At 73.2% G+C, this 21,948-nt stretch carries 15 protein-coding genes; 11 read left to right on the top strand and 4 right to left on the bottom strand.

Annotation, left to right across the window (positions count from 1 at the left end; all coding sequences use genetic code 11):
* Nucleotides 1-3: 3 nt before the first annotated feature.
* Nucleotides 4-1,140 (top strand): DUF58 domain-containing protein, encoded by a 1,137-nt coding sequence (locus tag AB0C87_RS07635; protein ID WP_345179623.1) that lies wholly within the window; start codon nucleotides 4-6, stop codon nucleotides 1,138-1,140.
* On the top strand, nucleotides 1,128-3,350 hold the full coding sequence (locus AB0C87_RS07640) for a transglutaminaseTgpA domain-containing protein (RefSeq protein WP_360576839.1): 2,223 nt from the start codon (nucleotides 1,128-1,130) through the stop codon (nucleotides 3,348-3,350). The genes AB0C87_RS07635 and AB0C87_RS07640 overlap by 13 nt, the downstream gene beginning before the upstream one ends.
* Here the strand turns inward: AB0C87_RS07640 and AB0C87_RS07645 are convergent.
* The 4 genes from AB0C87_RS07645 to AB0C87_RS07660 all read right to left on the bottom strand — a co-directional run bounded on the left by AB0C87_RS07645 (nucleotide 3,326) and on the right by AB0C87_RS07660 (nucleotide 9,416).
* The gene (locus AB0C87_RS07645; protein ID WP_345179626.1) at nucleotides 3,326-5,605 is read right to left on the bottom strand and encodes a hypothetical protein; all 2,280 of its coding nucleotides are present in this window, start codon (nucleotides 5,603-5,605) and stop codon (nucleotides 3,326-3,328) included. The genes AB0C87_RS07640 and AB0C87_RS07645 overlap by 25 nt on opposite strands.
* A gap of 147 nt (nucleotides 5,606-5,752) precedes the next feature.
* Complete coding sequence (locus tag AB0C87_RS07650; RefSeq protein WP_360576840.1) at nucleotides 5,753-7,570, bottom strand: TraM recognition domain-containing protein; 1,818 nt, start codon at nucleotides 7,568-7,570, stop codon at nucleotides 5,753-5,755.
* 27 nt (nucleotides 7,571-7,597) lie between these two features.
* The gene (locus tag AB0C87_RS07655) at nucleotides 7,598-8,182 is read right to left on the bottom strand and encodes a hypothetical protein (RefSeq protein ID WP_345179631.1); all 585 of its coding nucleotides are present in this window, start codon (nucleotides 8,180-8,182) and stop codon (nucleotides 7,598-7,600) included.
* A gap of 61 nt (nucleotides 8,183-8,243) precedes the next feature.
* Nucleotides 8,244-9,416, bottom strand: coding sequence for a lytic transglycosylase domain-containing protein (locus tag AB0C87_RS07660; protein ID WP_345179633.1), 1,173 nt, complete (start codon nucleotides 9,414-9,416; stop codon nucleotides 8,244-8,246).
* A 499-nt stretch (nucleotides 9,417-9,915) separates the two neighbouring features.
* Between AB0C87_RS07660 and AB0C87_RS07665 the strand changes: the two genes are divergently transcribed.
* From AB0C87_RS07665 to AB0C87_RS07705, 9 genes are all read left to right on the top strand, one after another.
* The gene (locus tag AB0C87_RS07665; protein WP_345179635.1) at nucleotides 9,916-10,386 is read left to right on the top strand and encodes a DUF6668 family protein; all 471 of its coding nucleotides are present in this window, start codon (nucleotides 9,916-9,918) and stop codon (nucleotides 10,384-10,386) included.
* Nucleotides 10,387-10,638: 252 nt separating this feature from the next.
* Nucleotides 10,639-10,947, top strand: a complete 309-nt coding sequence (locus AB0C87_RS07670) for a hypothetical protein (RefSeq protein WP_345179637.1) — start codon at nucleotides 10,639-10,641, stop codon at nucleotides 10,945-10,947.
* Complete coding sequence (locus AB0C87_RS07675; protein WP_360576841.1) at nucleotides 10,944-12,035, top strand: hypothetical protein; 1,092 nt, start codon at nucleotides 10,944-10,946, stop codon at nucleotides 12,033-12,035. Before AB0C87_RS07670 ends, AB0C87_RS07675 begins: the two co-directional genes overlap by 4 nt.
* 70 nt (nucleotides 12,036-12,105) lie before the next feature.
* Nucleotides 12,106-13,569 carry a hypothetical protein gene (locus tag AB0C87_RS07680; protein WP_345179641.1) on the top strand — a complete coding sequence of 488 codons (1,464 nt, stop codon included), beginning with the start codon at nucleotides 12,106-12,108 and terminating at the stop codon, nucleotides 13,567-13,569.
* A 24-nt stretch (nucleotides 13,570-13,593) separates the two neighbouring features.
* Nucleotides 13,594-15,075 (top strand): SCO6880 family protein, encoded by a 1,482-nt coding sequence (locus tag AB0C87_RS07685; RefSeq protein WP_345179644.1) that lies wholly within the window; start codon nucleotides 13,594-13,596, stop codon nucleotides 15,073-15,075.
* The gene (locus tag AB0C87_RS07690; RefSeq protein ID WP_360576842.1) at nucleotides 15,072-16,643 is read left to right on the top strand and encodes an ATP/GTP-binding protein; all 1,572 of its coding nucleotides are present in this window, start codon (nucleotides 15,072-15,074) and stop codon (nucleotides 16,641-16,643) included. Before AB0C87_RS07685 ends, AB0C87_RS07690 begins: the two co-directional genes overlap by 4 nt.
* Before the next feature lie 73 nt (nucleotides 16,644-16,716).
* The gene (locus AB0C87_RS07695) at nucleotides 16,717-20,421 is read left to right on the top strand and encodes a WD40 repeat domain-containing serine/threonine-protein kinase (protein WP_360576843.1); all 3,705 of its coding nucleotides are present in this window, start codon (nucleotides 16,717-16,719) and stop codon (nucleotides 20,419-20,421) included.
* Between the two features lie 60 nt (nucleotides 20,422-20,481).
* A complete protein-coding gene (locus AB0C87_RS07700) occupies nucleotides 20,482-21,171 on the top strand; it encodes a hypothetical protein (protein WP_353831708.1) in 690 nt (229 codons plus the stop codon).
* An 11-nt stretch (nucleotides 21,172-21,182) separates the two neighbouring features.
* Entirely contained in the window at nucleotides 21,183-21,845 is a 663-nt protein-coding gene (locus AB0C87_RS07705) for a hypothetical protein (protein WP_360576844.1), read from the top strand.
* Nucleotides 21,846-21,948: the final 103 nt, after the last annotated feature.

The following is a 21,948-nucleotide window of genomic DNA, read 5'->3' on the forward strand; positions in this document are numbered from 1 at the left end:
GCCGTGGCCGGCGGCACCCTCCGCCCCACCGCCCGCGGCTGGGCGCTGCTCGCGGCCGGAGCCGTCCTGTGCGGCTGGGGCTTCGGCCTGGGCTACCCGGCGCCCGGTGCGCTGGGGGCGCTCGCCTTCCCGGCGGTCGCGCTGGCCATGGCCCTCGCCGGCCGGCTCCCGGCCGCCCGGGTCGGCCGCCGGATCACGGCGTCGCGGGTCCGCGCCGGAGAACCCGTGACCGTCGTCCTGGACGTCGCGGCGGGCAAGGGCGCCGGGAGCGCCACCGTCGCCGAGCGCGTCACCGGGATCGGTGATCCGGTCGTCCTTCCCCTGGGCCTCGCCCGCCCGAGGATCCGGTACGAGCTGACCCCGCGGCGGCGCGGCGTGGTGGAGGCGGGACCGCTCAGCCTGGTCCGCACCGACCCGCTGGGGCTCGCGCGCGCGGTCCGGGCGGCCGACGACGTGCCGGTGCGGTTGCTGGTGCATCCGCGCCACCACCACCTCGCCCCCGTGCCGGCGGCGGGCGGCGGGGGCCGGGACACCTCGTCGGCGTCGGTCCGGGCCTCCGAGGGGGCGTTCGCGGGGCTGCGCGAGCACGCGCCCGGCGACGACGTCCGGCAGATCCACTGGCGGACGTCGGCGCGCCGCGGGCGCCTGATGGTCCGCGAGCACGCCGACTCCGCCGGCACGGGCATGACCCTGCTGGTCGACGACCGGTACGGTCCGGACGAACTGGACGCCCTCGTGGAGGCCGCGGCGTCGATCGTGCGGTCCGGCCCGGACGTCCCGGTCGAGTTGCGGCTGGCCGGCGGTGTGCGGTCCGCCGCGGCGGCGGGGGTCGTCGCGCACCTGGACGTGCTCGCCGAGGCGGCGGCGCGGCCCGGCGCGGACTTCCCGGGCGCCTGCGCGGGGCTGCGCTCGGCCCCGACGGGGCGCGCGATCGTGCTGCTGTCCACGGCGGCGGCGGACGAGGACGCCGCCGCGGCCATGCGGCTGCTCGCGGCGCGGCACACCGTCTCCCTGGTCGGCCTGATCGGCCCCGGCGACGGCGGGGGCCTCGTGCCGCCCGCCGGGGTGCGGCTGCTGCGCGCGGCCGACGCGGCCGGCTTCGCCGAGCGGTGGAACGAGAGCCGCTGGTGGGCGCAGTGAACCGGATCCGGGCCGCGCTGTCGTCCGCCGCCGTCGCGCTGGCCTCCGCCGCGTCGGCGCCGCTGCTCGCGGCCGGGTACGACCGGCCCCTTCCCGCGTTCACGGTGCTGGCGGTGACCGCGGCCCTCGCCGTCGCGGTGACGTCGGCCGCGTACCGGATGCTGCGCGGCCTCGGCCCCGCCGCGATCCTGGCGGGCCTGCCCGTCGCCGCGGTCTGGCTGGTCGTCCTGGCCTCCTGGGCCCCGGGGCCGGTCAAGGGACCGGTGCCGGGCGCCGCGGACGCGGTGCTGCACTCGGGTGCCCGCATCCTCACGACCTCGCCGCGGGCCCCGGTGACCGTGGACCTGCTGGCGTTCCCGGTGGCGGCGATCTGGCTGGCCGCGGCCATCGCGACGGTGCTGCGCCGCGACGGGCGCGTCCTGCCCGCGCTGCTGCCCGGTGCGCTGCTCCTGTGCGGGGCCACGGCGCTCAACCCGCAGGCGGCCGGGCCCGGCTACTGGTCGGCCGCCCTGGTCGCCGCCTGCGCCGCCGTACTGCTGGCCGCCGCACCGCGTGCGCGTCCGGACACCGCGAGCGCCGGGTTCACCGTCCGCGTTCCGGACCTGGCGGACGCGGGGCCCGCGCCCGCCCGCCGCCGCCCTCGCGCGCGCGTCGGCGCGATGGTCGCGGCGGTGGCCTGCGCGGTGGCCCTGCCCGGGGCCGTCGCCGCGGTCGGCGGGTCCGGCATGCTGGACGACTGGCCGGTCAAGGCGGCCGATCCCCGCCGGGCCGCCGAGGCCCCCGAGGCGCCGGCCGAGGAACGCAACCCCCTGGCGTACCTTTCGGCTTGGTCGGCCGAGCCCGATGCGCCGTTGCTGAACGTGTCGGGGCCGAAGACCCAACTGCGGTGGGCCGTGCTCTCCGAGTTCACCGGGCCGACCTGGCTGCCCGACAGCACCTACCTTCCCAGCGGGGCGACCCTGCTCCCTCCCGCCGACATGCCTCCGAAGACGGTGCGGACGAGCGTGCGCGTCTCGGTCGGCAGGCTGCCCGGCCGCTGGGTGCCGGTCCCCGGCATCCCGACCCGGGTGGACGGTCTCGCGGTCGAGCAGGACCAGGAGTCCGGCACGCTCCTGTCGTCGGACGGCCCGGTGGCCGGGCGGAAGTACGCCGCGACGGGCGAGGTCCCGGAGTGGAGCGGCTCGCAGGCGGCCGGAGCCGTGATCGACTCCGGCGAGCAGTACCAGCGCTACCTCCGGCTGCCGCCCGGTGCGCCGCGCAAGCTCGAGGAGATCGCCCTCGCGGCCGCGGGGGACGGCACCGCGCACCAGCGCGCGTCCCGCCTCGCCGCGTATCTGCGCGCCTCCTACACCTTCAAGCCGGGCGCCCCGGGCGGGCACGGCTACGCCGAACTCGCGAAGCTGCTCGTCGCCCCGGGCCGCCGGGGCGGCGGCGCGACGTCGGAGCAGTTCGCCAGCGCGTTCGCGGTGCTGGCGAGGGCGGCCGGTCTGCCGAGCCGGGTGGCGGTCGGGTTCGGGCCGGGCAGCGGCGACCGCGAACGGGTGGTCCGCACCGGCGACGCGGTGGCCTGGGGCGAGATCTACTTCCGGGGCCTGGGCTGGGTGCCCTACGACCCGAACCCGCGCGAGCGTACGCAGGCGTCCCCCCAGACCGGTTCCGGGAAGCGGATCGAAGAAGGCGATGAGCCGTCCGACGGTCCCGACGCCCAGGACCTCGGCGACCAGGGCGGTGCGGGCGGCGGCGGGCGCTCGGGTTCGGGCTCGGGCCCGGAGGGCCTGCTCGTTCTCCCGGCGCTGGTCCTGCTGGCCTTCCTGATCGGGGCGCCGCTGCTGGGCGCGATCCGGGCCCGGCGGCTGCGCCGGGGGGCCGCGCCCGACCGGATCCGGGCGGCCTGGACGGAGTTGCTGGTGGCGACGCGCGTCGCGGGGCTGCCCGTTCCCGCGTCCGCCACCCCGGTCGAGATGGCGGAGCGGCTCGCGCGGGAACTGCCGCGCACCGACCCTGCCCGGCTGCGCAGGGTGGGCCGCCTGGTGAACGCCGTCCGCTACGGGGGCTCGGTCACCCTGGAGGACGCCGCGTTCACGGTCGCGGAGGTCCGTTCCGTGACCGCCGCGCTGCGCCGCTCCCGGCCGCTGCCGCGCCGCCTGCTCTGGTGGTGGGACCCGCGTGCGCCGCTGTGGGCGGCTCAGCCCTCCCGCTTGCCGCGGTGAGTGCAGACGGGCTTGGCGTAGGCGACCCGGTCGACGTCCAGCACGGCGACGACGGTCAGGCAGTACTCCACGCTCGGGTTCAGGGCGAGGATCGTGGCCTTCGCGGTCCCCGCCGGCACGTTGGCCATGGTGGACGGCGTGCGCCCCGCCGGACCGCCGACCACGTAGTACGCGGCCTTGCCGCCGGTGGCGTCCTTCCAGCTGATCTCGATCGAGACGCGGTTGTCGACGATCTGCACCTGGCTGGGGCTGAACTTGGTCTCCGGCCGCACCGCCGTCGGGGTGGACGTGGGCGTCGGCGAGCCCGAGCTGGGCGCGGGGGTGGCGGGAGCCTGCGACGCCGGAGCCTGCGAGGCGGGCGGCGACGCCGCGGGCGGGTCCGCACGGCGCCGATCGGCCGAGCCTGAGCCCGTCAGGAGGGCGATCACGCTGAACACGACCGCGGCGAGCACGAGCCCCACCAGCGCCAGCAGCACGATCCGGGGGCGCTGCGACTTCGCGGGCTCCCCCTGCGGGGTGAAAGGCCCCTGCGGTTCCGCGAAGTGCAGCGGCTGGTCCGCGAATTCCGTGAGCGGCGCCTGCGGCTCCTCGAAGGGCACGTGCCGGTACGAGGGCTGTGCATACTGCTGCGGGGGCGGCGCCTGCTGTCCCTCGAACGGCATCTGCTCGTAGGTGGACGGCGCCTGCTGTTCCGCGAAGGCCGCCTGCCATTCCGCGAAGGACGCCTGCGGCCCTCCCGGGGAGACCTGCGTTTCCGCCGACGGCGTTCGCGGTTCCGCGAAGTGCACCTGCTGGTCTTCCAAGGGCGCCTGCTGCCCCCCGAAGTGCACCTGCTGATCCTCGAAGGGCGCCTGCTGCCCCCCGAAGTGCACCTGCTGGTCCTCGAAGGGCGCCTGCGGTTCCGCGAAGTGCACCTCCTGGTCAGCGAGAGGCACCTGCGGCTCCGGGACGGCGGCCGGTGCCGGAACGGGCTCCGGTGCCGCCTTGTCCCACGGCGACCAAGGCGCGTATTCCCCAGGGACGTCGTGCGGGGGAACGGCGCGGAGCCCCTCCTCCAGCGCCTCGACGAACGCACGCGCCGTCGGGTACCGGTCGGCGGGCTCGCTCGCCAGCGCCTTTCCGAGGACGTTCCCGAGCCACTCCGGCACGTCGTCGCGCGGCACCCGGGGAGCCGCCTCGTCCGGGGCGCGTCCGCCGCCGGTGGCGAAGGGAGCGCGCCCGGCCAGCAGGCCCCACAGGGTGGCGCCGAGCCCGTACACGTCGGCCTGCACGGTCTGCGGACGCCCCAGCAGCGCCTCCGGAGCGGCGAACCCGGGCTCGACGCGGTCCCGGGCGACCGGCGCCAGGACGCCCGGCGCGGTGTGCGCCGCCAGTCCCCGCGCGGTCGCCGGACCGGTGAGCAGCGGTCCCGCCTCGCCCCGCATGATCCGGCTCGGGCGGACGTCGCCGTGCACCAGTCCCTCGTCGTGCAGCGCCTGCAGGGCCCGGCCCGTCGCGACGGCGGTCCCGACCGCGTCCGCGATCGGCAGAGGCTCCGGCGGGAGAGCGCCGGCGGGGCAGTACACGGCCACCGTGTACCGCTGCCCGCTCGTGGCGCGGCCGCTCTCCAGCACGCTCACCAGGTGCTCGCCGCGGGAGGCGCGTTCGAGGGCGGCCAGTTCCTCCGCCGGGGTCTCGGAACCGTCGAGCCGCACCCTGACGGCGACCTCGGCGCCGGACTCCTCGTGCACGGCGCGGTAGGTCACCGAGCCGGCGCCGCGACGGAGGATCGACAGCCCGCCGTACCCGGGGAGCAGGCTCGACGAGTCGGCGCGGGGGGCGGCGGCGACCCTCAGCTCGGGCGGGGGGCTGTCGGACGGCCAGGTGAACGTCGTCCCCGCCGGGCCCGGCGCCGGCTCGGACCGGGGGGCGCCGAGCAGTTCCAGCAGCTCCGCCAGGGTCAGCGGCTTCGCCGTCGCGATCACTTCGGGGGCGAAGACGTCGCCGCGCTCGGTGAAGAAACCGTGGACGATCACGGTGTGGCCGCTCGCCGCCAGCCTGTCGGCCAGGAAGGGGACACCGGCCTCCGGAAGGTCCTCCTCGAAGTCCGGCGCGAACATGAACGCCGCCGGGGCGCGGACCCTGCCGCTCTTGGACAGGTCACGCAGCCCGCTGGCGGAGGCGGCGTCGAACACGGCGGGGAAACGACCCGTGGCGCGCAGCCTCTGGGCGAGGTCCGGGTTCCCCGCCACGATGAGGTTCGGTGCGGTGACCATTACCTCGGGCCCCGGACGAGAAGGTCGGACGTCGGCACAGGGACCCTCCTCGCTGACCTGTCGACGAATGTATAGCCCATCCCTTCTAGACGTCCGTGCGCGCCGTCATTGCGCAACCCTCCTCGGGCTCCCGATCGCCGCTCGATCTCACCAGACGACGGCGGACTCGTCGCCTTCCTCGTCGCCCGGCGCGGCCACGTCGTGGAGCGTGGCGGTCGGGGCCGGCTGACCGGCGTGCATCTTCTGGATCATCGCCTCGGCCGCCGCCTTGCCCCTCGCGATGGCGTCCCGGTCACCGCGCTTCCACCAGGGGGTGAGCCACATCTCGACGGGACGGGCGGTGCCGGCGACGACGGCGGCGCGGCCGAACGGCATCGTCCGCAGCTCCTCGGGGGTGAGGATGTGCTTTCCCTCGTGCTTGCCCACGAGGTCGGCGAGGTCGGAGAGGTCCTTGACCGTGCCGGAGCCGCCCGAAATGATCTTGACGGTGGCGTTGTCCCACAGGGACGCGGCGCCGTCCGTGCCCCACACCCGGCGGGCCTCCGCCAGCGACGTCAGGTAGACGTGCACGCTGATCGAGTAGCCGCCGGACTCGCCCATGTAGGTGGCGAGGCCGCCGAGGGGGCAGATGTCGGCCACCTGGTTCAGCTCGAACGTCAGCGGCGGGTCGAGGCGGCCGCTCGGATTCTTCATCGCCGTGCCGCGCGCGCTGCGGAAGTACTGCTCGATGATGGTCGTGACGATGGGGGCGATGCCGCCCCAGTCGCTCTGCTTCTTGGAGACGAAGTACAGGGTGTTCCGGCCCTGGAGGAACTTCCGGAAGTCGAACTCCTCACCGGGGTCCGGCGTGCAGTCCGCCAGCACCTCGGGCTGCGAGAAGCACGACATGACCTGGATCACTCCGGACCACATGCTCTCGTTCCGCATGTTGAACTCGAGCGCCCCGGTATAACCGGGGGCGGTCCGCCCCTCGCGCTCGCCCTGGCGCAGGATCTCCAGCGCCTCCTCGCCGTTGGCCTCGTAGACCCAGCGCATCACCTCGCGGAAGTTGAGGCGGCCGATCGCGCCGGCGTGCAGCAGGCAGCGGATGATCGTCATGATGCCACCGAGCAGGCTGCCGCCTTCGTGCCCGATGTCGAAACCGCTCGTCTGGACGAGCGTGCCCGCCCGGACCGCGCACACGTTCGGGTCCTCGCACCCCTGCAGCGGCGACCAGCGCATCCGGTTCGGCCAGCCGGTCCAGTTGAACGGGTCGAAGACGTACACCTCGCCGAACTGCGACCGCACCATGGCCGTGTTGATGAACGTCTCGCGGCGGCTGGACGTGACGATGCAGGGGCCGGGCGCGTCGATGGTGAACGGCGTGACGAAGTGCACGTCCTTCCCCTGCCGCGGCGCCGCGAGGATGATCGCGGTGTCCTCCAGGGACGCGTACAGCTTCCGCCGGGACCTGATGTCCCGGCCGATGTAGAACCCGACGTCCTCGGGCTTCACCGAGCGCGCGGGAACGTTCTGCGTCGACGGCCGGACCTGTGCGGCCTTGCTCTGGACGGTCCGGGCGCTCAGCAGCTTGCGGACCTCCCAGCCGGAGGCGAAGCCCAGCCGCAGCCGGCGCCACGTCCGGTGGCGCCGCCAGTTCAGCAGGAGCCGGATCAGGACGTAGGCGCCGAGGGCCATCGCCAGGAGCAGCACGGCGAGCAGGCCGAAGAAGATCGGGGCCGACCCCAGGGCCGCCGCCGCCGCGGGCGGCCACGCGCCGCGCGGATCGTTCGGATGGCGCACGAGGTTGTAGGTGATGCGCAGGCAGTCCGTCGGGCTGGAATCCGGCCATCCGCCGCCCGAAAGGACCCCGGACAACTGGCCCGCCAACCACGTCAGGAAACTGCTCGCCCCGCCCAGCAGCGCGCTCACAAAGCCAATACCTATGAAGACCACGTAAACGTCGTCGTCGTCATTGCCGGCCATAGAGCCTCCTCAATCGTGATGTCCGGTTCAAGCGGTTCCGACCGCCGACACGCGCCACGGGGCGCTCGGATCCTTGCGCCGGAGGGTGACGAACGCGGTGGCGTGGACGGGGGAGCCCTTCCAGCCGTCCCGGCCGGTGGGCGTGACGGTGATCCCCCATCCCCGGTGAGCCAGCGTGGGCGTGTCGGCGGGGACGTCGCCTTCGGGGGTTCGCCGGGTGAGGCGGACCTTGGCGTAGGCATGGTGCTCGCTCCACTGCCCGGGAACGACGCCGCCGGGCTGGTCGGAGACGGACACCTTGTAGAAGTCGTCCAGAAGGGGCATCGCTCGCTGGTAGGCGTCGCGCTGGCTGTGATCGGTGGTGGAGTCGACGAGCCACATCAGGGTGAGCGCCGCCTTGGACACCGCCGTGGCGTCGTAGTGGTCGAGCCGGGTGAGGTCGGGCAGGCCGCCGGGCACTTTCGGGGACGCGGTCGCAGGCGGCGGAGAGGAGATCGCGCTGGTGGGGGCGGTGCTGGGGGCCGGTGTGGCCCGGGGCGTCCCGCAGGAGGCGAGGGCGCAGGTGAGCGCGGCGAGGAACACGATGCGCGGCGGGCGTCCGGGGGCGGCCATGGGCTCCTTCCGAAGGGCGGCGGGCGGATGCGTGCCGCGGCGCGGCCGGGCGGCCCCGTGGTCAGGCAGCACGTACGTCGCCCAGCACGGAGATGTGGACATGGTCGTAGTGGTTGGCCGTCAGGCCGCCGCGGTCCTCCATCTGCCGCCAGCCCTCGCCGGCCCTGTCGGGATTCCAGATGTGCTGGCGGTAGATGATGTACATGATGCCGAGGCGCCCGGCGTTGGCCTTGGCCCAGTTGGCGATGTCGTAGCCGAGCTGGACCTCGCGGGCGTTCGGCGCCCCTGAGCTGATCATGAAGTCGCAGGCGCGGCCGAGGGGGTGTTCGCCCCCACCGGGGATGCCGCCGTTGGCGCGGTAGCAGCCGATCCCGCGCGGGACGCCGAACAGGGTCTTGATCTGGTCGCGGACGCAGGCCGTCCGCTTGGTGATGTTGCCTTCGACCATGCCCCCGCCCGCGGGGCAGACCGATCCCGGCTTCCAGTTGCCGCCGTCGCCGAACGAGGCGCATGATGCTCCGGCATTGTTCTGACCGCCGAGGGAGAACTTGCCGCCCGCGTAGCGTTCGGCCCACGACAGCACCAGGTTCACATAGTCCGTGGAATGGTTGTAGGCGAAGATCGCCTTTCTGGTGTCACCGGGCGCGCCGCTGGCGTGCAGATAGTTCGCGGCACTGAAAATTGCGTCCGCCGGGTCGTAGCGGCTCTTTTTACCGTCGTTGTTCCCGTCGACCGCATAAGCGTTGAAGGTGCTCTGCAGGAACTGCATCGGACCGCCCGCGCCGGCGTAGTTCTCCCCCGATGAAACGCCCGGAAGTTTGGACCGCCCGTGGTCGGTCTCCACCTTTCCGATTCCGGCGAGCAGGTACCAGGGAATGCCGTACTTCGGGCCCGCGGCCTTGTACAGCTGGACGTAGTTGGCGGGAATGCTGTCCGTGGGGGCCTTGGCCGCCGCGGCGACGTTCCGCACGGCTCCGGCGTCGAGGGACCCTCCGGCCTGAGCGCGGCGGTAGACCACCGGCGCCACGGTCGGGCCGCCCGTCCGGCTCGGCTTGGGCGCCGGGCTCAGCAGGTCGGGGCCGTCGGGATTCGCCGGTCCGCAGGCGAAGGTGGCGCCGGGCGCGAGGATGTTCTGGACCGCCACGAACATCGCCGCGACCAGGAGCGCTGCGATGGCCATCGACCCGAAGCAGCCCGTCCTGAAGATCAGCTTGCCCAGGCTGAAGGTCACCATCGGGGATCATTCCCGGAACAGTTGATGATGTGGCCCTCCCAGATCGGCGGTGACGTCGCCGACCCTCCCGCCGGGGGCGGAGGGCCGAGCCGCCACCGTCGGCGTCCTCTTCGGGCGTGCCTCGCCTGCACGGACCCGCCGACCAAGACAGTGCGGTCAACGCGCGGTGATGCAAGGTGGGTCCTGCGGTCGCGCGCGGGAACGGGCGCCGGGAGACCGCAGGCCGACGGGTTGACGGGAGCGGCGGCTCGCGGACGGTCGGTCCCAGTAGATTGATCTCCGCTGGTGCGGAGCCAGCAGGCCAGAGCAGAGCCGCTCGTGACTTTCCCGGAGGTGGGCACCCGTGGTGCGGGCAACGGAGAGCGGCGGCCCGCAGCGCGGGGGGACCGGCCCCGAGGGGCTGCCGAGCGTGCCGGGCTCGGCATATCCTGTTCGGCAGACCCGACCTCAGCACGAGGGGTATGCTGCCCAGGCGGTCATACCAGCAGAACAAGGACCGGTGCCGAGAAGCACGCTCGGACTGGTCACGTACAACGGACGAGCTCCAGGGATCTGGCTCTCCTCCTGCCATGGGGGAGCCGGCGCCTCCACACTCGCCGCGCTCATCCCCAACAGTGTGAGCGCGGGACGCTACTGGCCGACGCCCGCGCCCCCGGGGCAGTCCCAGGTGCTGCTCGTCGCCCGGAGCCACGCCGCAGGGCTGTGCGCCGCCCAGGCGGCCGTGGCGCAGTGGGCGGCGGGAACCCTCCCGAGCGTCCAGCTGATCGGTCTGGCCGTGGTGGCCGACGCTCCAGGAAAGCGTCCGAAGCCGCTGGCGGACCTCATGCGTCTGATCGCCGGCGGAGTCCCGCGTCTCTGGGACCTGCCGTGGGTCGAGGCCTTCCGCCTCGGCGACCCTCCGGACAAGGTGCGGCTTCCCCCCGCCTACGCGCGTCTGGTCCGCGACGTGGGCGGTCCGGTCCCCTCCTGATCGCAACAGAGTCGCCGCCCTGCGGCGCTTGCCGATCAGTGCGGCCCCCGGACCGTCCAGTACAAGTACAGAACCGTGCTCGGAAGGAGCCCGCCGGTCCAGCGCTGACAGGCGGCGACCCCTTCCAGAATGGGGCCCATCGATCGCGCGGACGGCGGATGCGTCGCGACGCGCGCCGGTGAGCCCCGGCCAAGTCGCCGTCCGCCGACTCCGGCCGGACAGACCCTCATCGCATCATCTCGGAGGACGCGCATGCTCGACGCGACGATCACGTGGACGGCCCACCTGCTCGACCATGCGGCTGCCCTTGCCAGGGACATCCCGAACCCGGGGCAGGGCGAGGCGCCGCCGTTCGCGAACAAGATCGAGAAGCTGCTCGGCTGGGCGGCGTGGGGCGGCCTGCTCGCCTGCGTGGCGGGTTTCGTCATCATCGGCGCCCGGATGGGGATCCAGCACAAGAAGGGCGAGGGGGGCAGTCACCTCGGAAGCATGTTCATCGTGGGCTTCGGCTGCCTGCTCATCGTGAGCGCCGGATTGATCGTCAGAAACCTCGCGGCTTGAGGCCGGCGCCCCGGCACCTCCGCGCACGCGGCAGGGGCCGCAGGGGCCGGACGCCCGCGCGCCGGCGCGTGTCGGTCCTGTCCGCCGCGCTGCTGGCGCTGGGCGCCGCCCTGCTCACGATCAGCCTTCTCCCCGCTCCCGCACCGGAGATCGCCCTGGACGGGCAGCGCGGGGCGGCCTCGTTGGAACGCTCTGAACCGGCCGGTCCGCTCGCCGCGGGCCCGGCGCGGCTCGCGGTCGAGGCCCTCCCGGCCGTCCAGGGACCGGGCCGGGTGGCGACCGTCGGCTTCGCGGCGCTGGGAGCGCCCGTCGACTGGGACAAGACGGAGGACATCGAGACGATCGACACCGACCCCGGCGGCAAGCTCCAGTTCGACCCGGAGTCGGGCCGGATCAGAGTGTGCGACAGCAACGAAGACGGCCACGTCGCGCGCGGCTACGCCATCCTCGACGGGCGCGAGGTGGCCTTCGTGCACAAGGGCACGAAGGGGCATTGCGACGAGATCCAGATCCCCGACTACAAGCGCAGCACGAACTACCAGTTCAAGGTCTGCATCGCCAGGAGCAATTCAGATCCGGACGGCTACTGCAACACCAGCACCAGCACCCAGTGGCCGAAGGAAGACAAGAAGAACGACTCCTGCTGGGATCTGAAGACCGACGACGAGAAGATCGACTGCGTGGGGGGTGTGGAGGAGTTCTGCAACCAGTGGCAGCACACCAGTGGAATGTTCCCCAAGCAGTGCGAGAAGGACCATTCTGACAAGAAGCCGAACGTTCTGAAGCCTCCCATCGGCAGAAAGCCGGACGTCAACGCCAGGCCCGACGCTTCGCTGCCGCGCGGCCACGCCAAGGGCGTGGGCGAGGTCACCGAACCGATCCAACCCTTGCTCCGCTGGATGATCTGGACGGCGCTGGCGGCATGCGTCCTGGGCTTCATCCTGGTCGGAGGAAAAATGGGGGTCAAGCACAAGAGGGGCGAGTTCGGATCGCACGCCGCCGACCTGAGGTGGGTGCTGCTCGCGTGCGTTATGGCGGGCTCAGGGCTGGCCCTCGCGTTCGTCACCCTTCTGGTCGATGATTTCTGAGAAGAAGGCCCGTCGTGTTTAGGTCGAGCGACTTCGCAATCTCCGCTCCACGCCGTTCAGGGGGTTCGTAATGGACGATCTCCTCAATCAGGCGTGGGCATGGCTCGTCAGTAAACTGCTGGACTGGGCGCTGTCGAGTTTCCAGACGTTCCTCACCTGGTGGATGAGCGACGCCTACAGCGTGCAGATGACCGGCGAACAGGGCGGAGTGCTCTACGGGATCCGCGAGTACAGCAACTGGATGACCGCCGGGGGAGCGTTCGTCGGCTTCCTCGTCGCGGCCTTCCGGATCGCGGTCAAACGCAAGGGCGCGCCGTTCAGACAGGCGATGTCCCAGTTCTTCGAACTGGCCGTCATCGTCCTGACGCTGGCCACGCTGGTCAACCTGCTGAACATCGCCGGGCAGAGGTACTCGCACTGGATCGTCGCGGGCATGGGCCCGAAGAACGACGCCTGGATCGACAACTGGAAGAACGGGATCGATCTCCTCGGCGGAAACCAGGACGACACCTCGTTCATCCTCGCCTTCTTCGCCCTCGCCGCAGCGCTCTCGTCGGCGATCCAGTTCGTTCTGATGCTCTTCCGCAACGGCGCTCTCGTCGTCCTGGTGGGAATTCTCCCGACGGTCGCCGCGGCCCGGTTCACCTCGTACGGAGACGCCGCCTACAAGCGATGCCTCGGCCTGCTGGTCGCCTTCGTCGCGGTCCAGCCGGTCATCGCGACGATCGACGCGAGTGCCCTGGCCCTGATGGCGTCCAAGTACGAGGCCGACCGCCTCGCCGGCCTGGCCCTCGCCGCCGGGTCGGTGTTCGCGATGCCGACGACCATCCGCGCCGTGATGCCCGTGGCCACGGAGGGCATGGGCTTCTTCGGCATCCGCCAGGTCGGCCACTTCACCTACGGCGGTACCGCGGTGACCATGCGCAGGTCGGCGACGGGTCTCTTCACGGGCCTGCTGGCGAGCGGTGGCGGCGGTGGCGGTGGTGGCGGGGCGGCTCCCGCGCCGCGCACCCGCACCGGCGGCGGCTGGGGCTGGGGCTGGGGTAACAGAGGCGGCGGCGCGGGCGGCGGCACGGGCGGCGGCGGAACGCCCCCCAGGCCGCCCAACGGCCCGGGCGGCGGACCAGGCGGCGGACCGGGCGGTGGCCCGGGCGGTGGCCCGGCCGGCGGACCGGGTGGCGGACCGACGGGTGGACCGACCGGCGGGCCGACCGGGGCACCGAGCGGTGGCCCGAGCGGCGGGCCGGGCAGCGGGTCGGGCAGCGGGTCGGGCAGTGGCTCGGGCAATGGCCCGGGCGGCGGCGGAGGACCGCAGGGCCCGTCGGGCGCCGACCCTTCTTCCAGCGTCCCGCCGTATGACGTTCCCGCTCCCGACTTTTCCTCCATCGGAGGGAATGGCAGCCAGCCGCCGCCCTACCAGCCCCCCGATTCTGGTTCCTCCTCCAGCGGAGGTACCGGGTACTCGCCTCCGTCCGGGGGCGGTGGCCCGAGCGGCAGCAGCGGAAGCGGAAGCGGTCCCAGTGGCAGTTCGTAGCCGAAGGAATGAGGTGGAGGCGGCGTGACGTCCGACTACCGTGAACCCACGTACGGGAACTGGCGGAAGCCGGTGTCCCCTGGAATCGGGCGGCTGGGACTGGCGGGCACGCTGATCCTCATGGTCGGGCTGATCGTCATCACCCTGATCGCGACGTTGTCGCTGATGCTGGCCCTGCTCGGCGCCGTCGCGCTGGGGGTGGTCATGCTGCCGCTCGTCATCCAGGACGCGCATGGGCGGACCGCCCTCCAGTCGCTCACGGCACGGGTGACCTGGTGGTCGGGCCGCTCCCAGGGGTGGCACCTCTACCGTTCGGGACCGCTGAGCGTCGTCCCGCACGGCACGTGCCGCCTTCCGGGGCTGCTCGCCCAGTCCCGGCTGGTGGAGGGCCGCGACTCCTACGGGCGCCCGTTCGCCCTGGTCGTGATCCCGTCCACGAAGCACTACACCGTGGTGTTCGAGTGCAACGCCGAAGGTGCGGCGCTGGTCGACCAGACCCAGATCGACACGTGGGTCTCCCACTGGGGGCAGTGGCTGGCCTCGCTGAGCTACGAGCCGGGGCTGGTCTCCGCGAGCGTGACCATCGAGACGGCCCCCGACACCGGGACCCGCCTCCGGGAGGAGATCTACGCCAACACCGACCCGAACGCGCCCGAGCTGGCCCGGCAGGCCCTGGACGAGATCGTCTGGAACTACCCGGTGGGGAGCGCGCGGGTCTCCACCCGCATCGCGGTCACCTACGCGGCCCTGCCGCAACTCGGGGGCAAGCGGCGCGACCAGGACGCGATGGTGCGGGAGGTCGGGATGCGCATTCCCGGACTGATCTCCGGGCTGGCGATGACCGGCGCCGGATCCGCCCGCGCGCTGACCGCGAAGGAACTCGCCCGCGCCGTGCGGATCGCCTACGACCCGGACGCGCAGAAGGTCCTGGAGGCCGCCGAGGACCAGGAGATCCGCTGGGAGGACGCCGGGCCGGTCGCGGCGCAGGAGTCGTGGGACCACTACGTCCACGACAGCGGCTGCTCCATCACCTGGGGCATGTCGGAGGCGCCGCGGGGCGAGGTGCTGTCCAACGTGATGACGGGGCTGGTGGCCCCGCACCACGACATCGCCCGCAAGCGCGTCACCTTCCTCTACCGCCCGCACGATCCGGCCTCCGCGGCCCGGATCGTGGAACGGGACCGCCGGGACTCGCGCTTCCGCCTCGACGGCGCCTCCAGCGCCGCCCGGAACGAGATCGACGTGATCAAGAGCGACCAGTCGGCCCTCGAGGAGGCCAGGGGAGCGGGAGTGATCCGGTTCACCGTCCTCATCACCGCCACCGTCCGCTCGGCCGAGGAGCTCCCGGTCGCGGCGGCGGCCGTCGACACCCTCACGGGCCCCGCGCGGCTGCGGCTGCGGCAGATGTACGGGTCGCAGGCGTCGGCGTTCGCGGCCGCCCTTCCGCTGGGCATCGTCATCCCCGACCACCTTCAGGTGCCGGCTCTGGTGCGGGAGGCCCTGTGAAGCGCCCCGCCGAACCGGTCCCCGGAGTGGTCGGAGAGCTCCTCGCCGAACAGGACGGCGAGAAGGGCAAGAAGAGCAAGAAGAAGAAGGAGAAGAAGCCCAGGCCCGAGCTCAAGCCCGGGTTCCGGGGGTTCTCCCGCCGCGGCGGCGGCCGGGCCTCCTACGTGGAGATGCCGTCGGAATGGCGCGGGACCACGGTCCAGGTGTGCGGGCTGTGGCCGTTCGGGGCCGGGTCGGGAACGCCGATGGTGGGGGTGCCGCTCGGCCGCGAGCTGACCACCGGCGCGGCGCTGTGCTGCGACCCGATCTCGTGGTTCCAGCGGGCGAACCTGATCCACAACCCGTCGGCCCTGGTGCTGGGCAAGCCGGGGCTGGGCAAGTCGACGCTGATCCGCAGGATGGTGGTGGGGCTGGTCGGGCAGGGGGTGTTCCCCATGGTGCTCGGCGACCTGAAGCCCGACTACGTCGACCTGGTCCGCGCGATGGGCGGGCAGATCATCAAGCTCGGCCGCGGGCTCGGCTCGCTGAACGTGCTCGACCCGGGGGCGACGGCGCACGCGGCGGCCAGGCTCCCCGGGCCCGCGCGGGCCAAGCTGATCGCCGACGCGCACGGCCGCCGGCTGAACATGGTCAGCGCGCTGGTCACGCTGCTGCGCGGCGCGCCGATCGCCGACACCGAGCGCACCGTTCTGAACGCGGCCCTGCGGGTGCTGGACGAGCGCCACAGCGGCGTGCCCGTCCTGCCCGACCTCATCAAGGTGATCGACGACGGGCCGGAGCGGCTGCGCGCGGTGACCCTCGCGCGCGGGGACGAGGCGCGGTACCGCACGGCCGTCGACCCGCTGCACGCCTCGCTGCTCGGCGTCCTGGACGGTCCGATGGGCGAGACGTTCGCGCACCAGACCACCACCGCGATCGAGCTCGACAATCCGGGCGGCGTCTGCATCGACATCAGCGGGATCGACGACGCCGACGCCGAGCTGCAGGCCGCCGTCCTGCTGGCGTGCTGGTCGGACGGGTTCGGCTCGATCGAGGCCGCGCACGCGCTGGCCGACGAGGGGCTCGAACCGCAGCGGCACTTCTTCGTCGTCCTGGACGAGCTGTGGCGGGTGCTGCGGTCCGGGCGCGGCCTGGTGGACCGGGTCGACGCGCTCACCCGCCTCAACCGGCAGCGCGGCACGGGGCAGGTGATGATCACGCACACCATGGCCGACCTGCTGTCGCTGAGCGACCGCGCCGACCGGCTCAAGGCCAAGGGCTTCGCCGAGCGCGCGGGCATGGTGATCTGCGGCGGGCTGCCGCAGGCGGAGATGCCGATGGTGAACGAGGTGGTCCGGATGTCCTCCATCGAGGAGCGCATGATCATCGACTGGTCGACGCCGCCGTCCTGGAACCCCGAGCTCAAGCGGGACAGCGAGCCCCCGGGACGCGGGAGGTTCCTGGTCAAGGTCGGCGGCCGCCCGGGCATCCCGTTCAAGGTGGAGCTCACGTCCGTCGAGCGCGATGTGAACGACACCAACAAGCGCTGGACCAACTCGACCACGAGGCCTCCCGCCCAAGCCGTCTGAGGGCTGTTCGCCCGGCCGGCCGTGGAACATCCTTGTACCGGCGTGGTGATTCGCGGCGGATGTGAGGGAAGCCGTGGCGAGACGGACATGGTGGCGGGGCGCGAGCGTCTACCGGCCGCCGCCGCCCGCGCCGACGCTCGTGGACCCCGCCACGTCCGCGGCGGCGGACGGCGTCCCGGAGGAGTGGGCGGTCGGTGACCGCATCCTGGACCTCTACGAGGTCCGCGAGCTGTACGGCGACGGCGGCATGGGGCTGGTCTACCGCGTCCGCCACCTCGGCTGGGACATCGACCTGGCCGTCAAGTGCCCGCGCCCCGGCATGCCGGCGAGCGAGGACCTGGTGCGGCTGTTCGTCCAGGAGGCCGAGACGTGGGTGGCGCTGGGCCTCCACCCCAACATCTGCACGTGCCACTACGTGCAGACGCTGGGCGCGGTTCCGCGGGTCTTCGCCGAGTTCGTCGACGGGGGAAGCCTGCGGCATTGGATCCGCGGGGGACGCCTGTACGAGGGCGGCCCGCGGGCGGCGCTGGAGCGGATCCTGGACGTGGCGATCCAGACCGCCTGGGGCCTGGCGCACGCGCACCGCCTCGGCGTGGTGCACCAGGACGTCAAGCCGGCCAACGTCCTGCTCGACTCGGCCGGGAACGCCAAGGTGAGCGATTTCGGGCTGGCGCGTGCTGGCGAGCTGATGACGGAGCGGTCGTCGGCGGCGGAACCGGGCGACGGCACGCTTCTGGTCACGACCGGGGGACTGAGCCCCGCCTACGCCTCGCCCGAGCAGGCGGCCCGGCGTCCCCTCGGGCGGCGCGCGGACGTGTACAGCTTCGCCGTCAGCGTGCTCGAGATGTTCACCGGCCGGGTCCGCTGGCGCCTGGGCCCGGCCGCGGCGACGGGCCTCGCCTGCTACCTGGACGGCCGGAGTCCCGGCGCGCCCATGGACGCCATGCCCGCCGGGCTCGCCGGCCTGCTGGCCCGGTGCCTGCGCGAGGAGCCGGAGCACCGGCCGCGGGGCATGGCCCCGGTCGCCGAGGAACTGGTCTCCCTCTACGCGGCGGAGTTCGGGACGCCCTACCCGCGGGCCCTGCCCAGGACGGCCGGACTGCGCGCCAACGAGCTCAACAACCGGGCGCTGTCGCTGCTCGACCTCGGGCGGCCGGAAGAGGCGGCGGCGGCCTTCCGGGAGGCGCGCGCCGCCGACCCGCGCCATCCGGAAGTGATCTACAACTCCGGCCTGCTGCGCTGGCGCGCCGCCGGCATCACCGACGCTGACCTGACGGCTGAGCTGGAGTCGGTTCGCCGCGACGATCCCGAACGGGTGGGACGGCTCCTCCGCCTGGTCGAGCGCGAGCGCGGTGACACCGAGGTCCGCGAGGAGCGCGGCGCCGACATCGAGGCGGAGGTCGAGGAGGACGAGGAGGACACCGAGTTCGAGGCGGAGGTCGAGGACGACGTCGAGTTCGACACGATCGGAACCGAGACCGTCTTCGCCCTGTGCCCCACACCCGACGGCCGGTACATCGTGGGCGCGGGTTCGAGCGGGTGCCTGCTCGTCTGGGAGCTGGACACGGGCCGCCGCGTGCGGACCATCCCGACCGGCAACTGGGTGATCTCCCAGATCCGCGTGACCCGCGACGGGCGGCACACGCTCGTCGGGAAGGACAGCCTGCAGGCGTGGGACCTGGTCACCGGCGAACGCACCGGTCCCTGGCGGGGGAGGAGATCGGGAACGGACGCGATCTGCCTGACCCCCGATGGAGCTTTCGCCCTGACGGCGGGTCGGCGCGACTCCATGCATCTCTGGGAGGTGGCCACGCTCCGGCGAGTGCGCACGTTCCCTGGGCCGCGGGACGAGAAGGGTCACAGCGTCATGAACGCGGTCTGCGTCAGCCCCGACGGGCGCCATGCCCTGTCCGCGTACGGCGGTCCCCTGCTGTGCCTGTGGGATCTGGTCACGGGGCAGACGGTCTGGAAGACGGAGATCCCGGATGAGATGGACGGCCGCCTCCTGCACAACGCGTCGCTGGTGCACGTCACCCCCGACGGCCGGCACGCCGTCGCGGCCTTCCCCCGGGGCGTCGTCGTCACGCTGGACATGGCCACCGGGCGGATCACGCACACGTTCGCCGATCCCTCGTCCCCCGCGCTGAAGAAGATGTGCGTCACTCCGGACGGGCGCCATCTGCTGATGATCGACGGCGTGCTGCGGCTCTGGGAGCTGGACACCTGGCGCTGCGTCCGGACGATGAGCGCCCCGCCCGATCCGCGGAGTGCCTGCGTGGCGCCGGACGGCCGCCGCGTCGTGATCGGGCCCGATCACGGTCGGCCGCGAGTCCTGGATCTGGGGCGGCGGCGCCCGGCCCCGCTGCAGATCTGCCGCCCCCGTTCCCACGGCGAGCTGAGCGGGCTCGACTCGCACGTCAGGGCGCAGGCGGCGGAGGCGGAACGGCAGATCGGCGCGCGGCGGTACACCAAGGCCGCGGCGACGCTCGAACGGCTCCGGAGCACGCCCGATCTCGGCGGCAGCGCGCCCGCCCTCGACGCGTGGCACAGACTCGCGCTGGTGTCGACCCGGGTCGGGGTCCGGGCGTCATGGCATCTGGGGACGCTGGCGGCTCATACCGGGCCGGTGACGTGCCTGGACGTCACGCCCGACGGTGAGCGGGCCGTGTCGGCGGGCGCGGACGGTGCCGTGCGGGTGTGGGACGTCGCCGCGAGGCGCCTCGTGCACCGGCTGGTCGAGGAGAGCCCGGGCGTGCGCGCCCGCCTCACCCCGGACGGGCGCCGCTGCGTCACCGCGTCGACGGGCGACGAGCTGAACGTGTGGGACCTGTCCGCCGGGAGGCTGGTGCGCACCCTGCGGACCGGCGCGTCCGGGCGCGGGCGGCTCATCGCCGTGTGCACGAGCCCGGACGGCCGCCATGTCGTCACGGCGGGAGCCACGGAAGGGGGCGGCGAAGAGATACGGCTGTGGAACATCGAATCCGGCCGCACGACGATTCTGCACGGCGGCCGGGAGGGCGGCCCCGGCGTCCCCCCGGCCTGCGACGTCACGGCGCTGACCGTCACCCCCGACGGCCGCCATCTGATCATCGGTGGCTGGAACGATGTACGGGATCTCTTCGGCGACGCCGAGGCCACCGCGACGAGCTGGGTGGACGACGCCGCGGGCGTCAGCATGACCCGGGACGGCCGCCACGTCCTGAGCATCTCCCCCGGTACCTACCCCTCCGGGGACTCCGTGCTTCTCCTGCATCCCCTCGGCGACCTCTCGATCGAGGCCTACGGGACCGGGGTCACGGCCGCCTGCGCCACGGTCGACGGGCGCTGGGGGCTGACCGGCTCCGCGAACGGAGCGGTGACCATGTGGGATCTGCGCCGGCCGGGCGGCGGCGAACCCCACCACGTCCTGTCCGACGGCGGGAGCGGGGTCGCCCTGGTGCGCGTCACCGACGCGGGCCGGCACGTCCTCGCCGCGGGTCTCGACGGCACGGTGCGCGTGTGGGAGCTCGACTGGAAACTGCGCGTGCGGAACCCGGCGGACTGGGACGACCGGGCACGGCCGTTCCTGACCGTTTTCCTCACCCTCCGCAGTCTGGAAGGGCGGGACGCTCCCGAGTGGACGGAGGACGAATTCGACGCCCTCTGCCGCGAGCTCCGGTACGCCGGATTCGGCCGGCTCCGCCGGTCCGGGGTGAGAGCGGAACTCGACCGCATGGCCGAACGCTGGAACGGCCCGCCCAAGCCGAGATTCGCATGGGATCGGGATCGGACGACGTGACGGCTGAATTGCGGTGATTCCACTAGGATCTCGCCATCACGGTCGGGGGAGGGCGCCGAGATGAGCGGACGCGAGCTCAGCGGGACGCTGGCGGTGCGGCGGCACTGGTGCCGGCCGGACGAGCCCGTTCTGCTGTGCCTGTACTGCCATGGCGCCGCCCTGCGCTTCGACGTGGACGGCCACGACTGGCGGGGCATCCCGGGCGGCGCCGGACGCGCCGTGCTGAACGCCGTCGGAGCCGGTGTGGACTCGGCGTTCCGCGAGGACAGCCTCACTCCGCCGGCGCTGGTGGTCTTCGGCCCCGGCGGGGGCATGGCCGCGCGGGTGACGCTCCCCGACTCCGCGGAGACCCGCTACCTCGTCCTCACCCCGTACCGGATCGGCGTCGTCGCGATGATGCCTGGCGAGGCCGCCGAGTCCGAGGCACGGCGCGAGCCGCAGGCGGGGGTGCTGTCGCGGGCCCGCAGGATCGCCGCCGGGGCGGCGGAGCTCGGGCGCTCGCTCGCTCGCGACCATCCCTACCCACCGGGCGAACCGGTGCCGCTGTCACGCGTCGCGGGCCTCGCCGAGATCCCGGCGGCGCACATCGCGCACCTCGGCCTGGACCGGCGCAAGCTGCCCTCCGGGTTCCGTCCCCGCAAGGTCCCGGTCCTGCGGATCGGGCTCCACGACGGTTCCGGCTTCGACGTCACCGCACCGGACGACGAGGCGGCGGGCCGGCTCCTCCACCTCGCCACGCAACGTTCCTGACGGGCGATCACATGCCGCGCAACGAGCAGAGGCTGTACGAGATCGCCCGCGCGCACTGGTGCGCGCCCGGCGAGAGGCTGGTCATGGGCGACCACGCGGCCGGGCACATCGGCGCGACGGTGGGAGGGCTGAGCACGGCCCCGGCCCCGTCCGCCGTCGCGGACGGCTCGTCCGTCCCGGACCCGTCCTGGCCCCTGCCGACCGATCCGGTCCGGACGGGCCGGTTCTGGTACGACGAATGGGCCGACGACCCGGTGATCTGGGGGTGGGCGCACGCGCCCGGACCGGACGCGGCGGCGGCCGCCGTCGCCGGCCACATGACCGGCTACGCCGACGAGGCGTGGCTGCTGCTCACGGACCGGCGGCTCGCGGTGTCCGTGGAGTCGCGGTTCGCGCGCCCCTCCGGTCGGCCGGGCGGGCTGCGCGGTCGCGTCCGCGGTGCTCGGGGCGATGACTCGGGCGATTCCACCGCGCCCCTGACGACCTGCTGGGAGATCCCGTTCGCGGCGGTCCGCGGATTGCGGGCGGTGCCCCTCGGCCGCACCCCGCAGCCGGAATGGTTCATCCGGATCGACTTCACCGACGGGTCGGCGTTCGACTTCCGGCCCCGCCGCGGCGCCAAGGCCCCGGAGTACGTCGCGTCGGTCTACTCGGGCCTGGCCCCCAGGCCCTGAACCCCGCGTTCATCCGAAACCGGAACCGCCCCAGGACCCAGCCGTTTTCCGCTGGAACGTCGGAATGCCATTCAATCCGGCCGGTTTCCCTATTGGCCTACCG

This window comes from Actinomadura sp. NPDC048021 (genome assembly GCF_040653135.1).
GTDB lineage: Bacteria > Actinomycetota > Actinomycetes > Streptosporangiales > Streptosporangiaceae > Spirillospora > Spirillospora verrucosospora.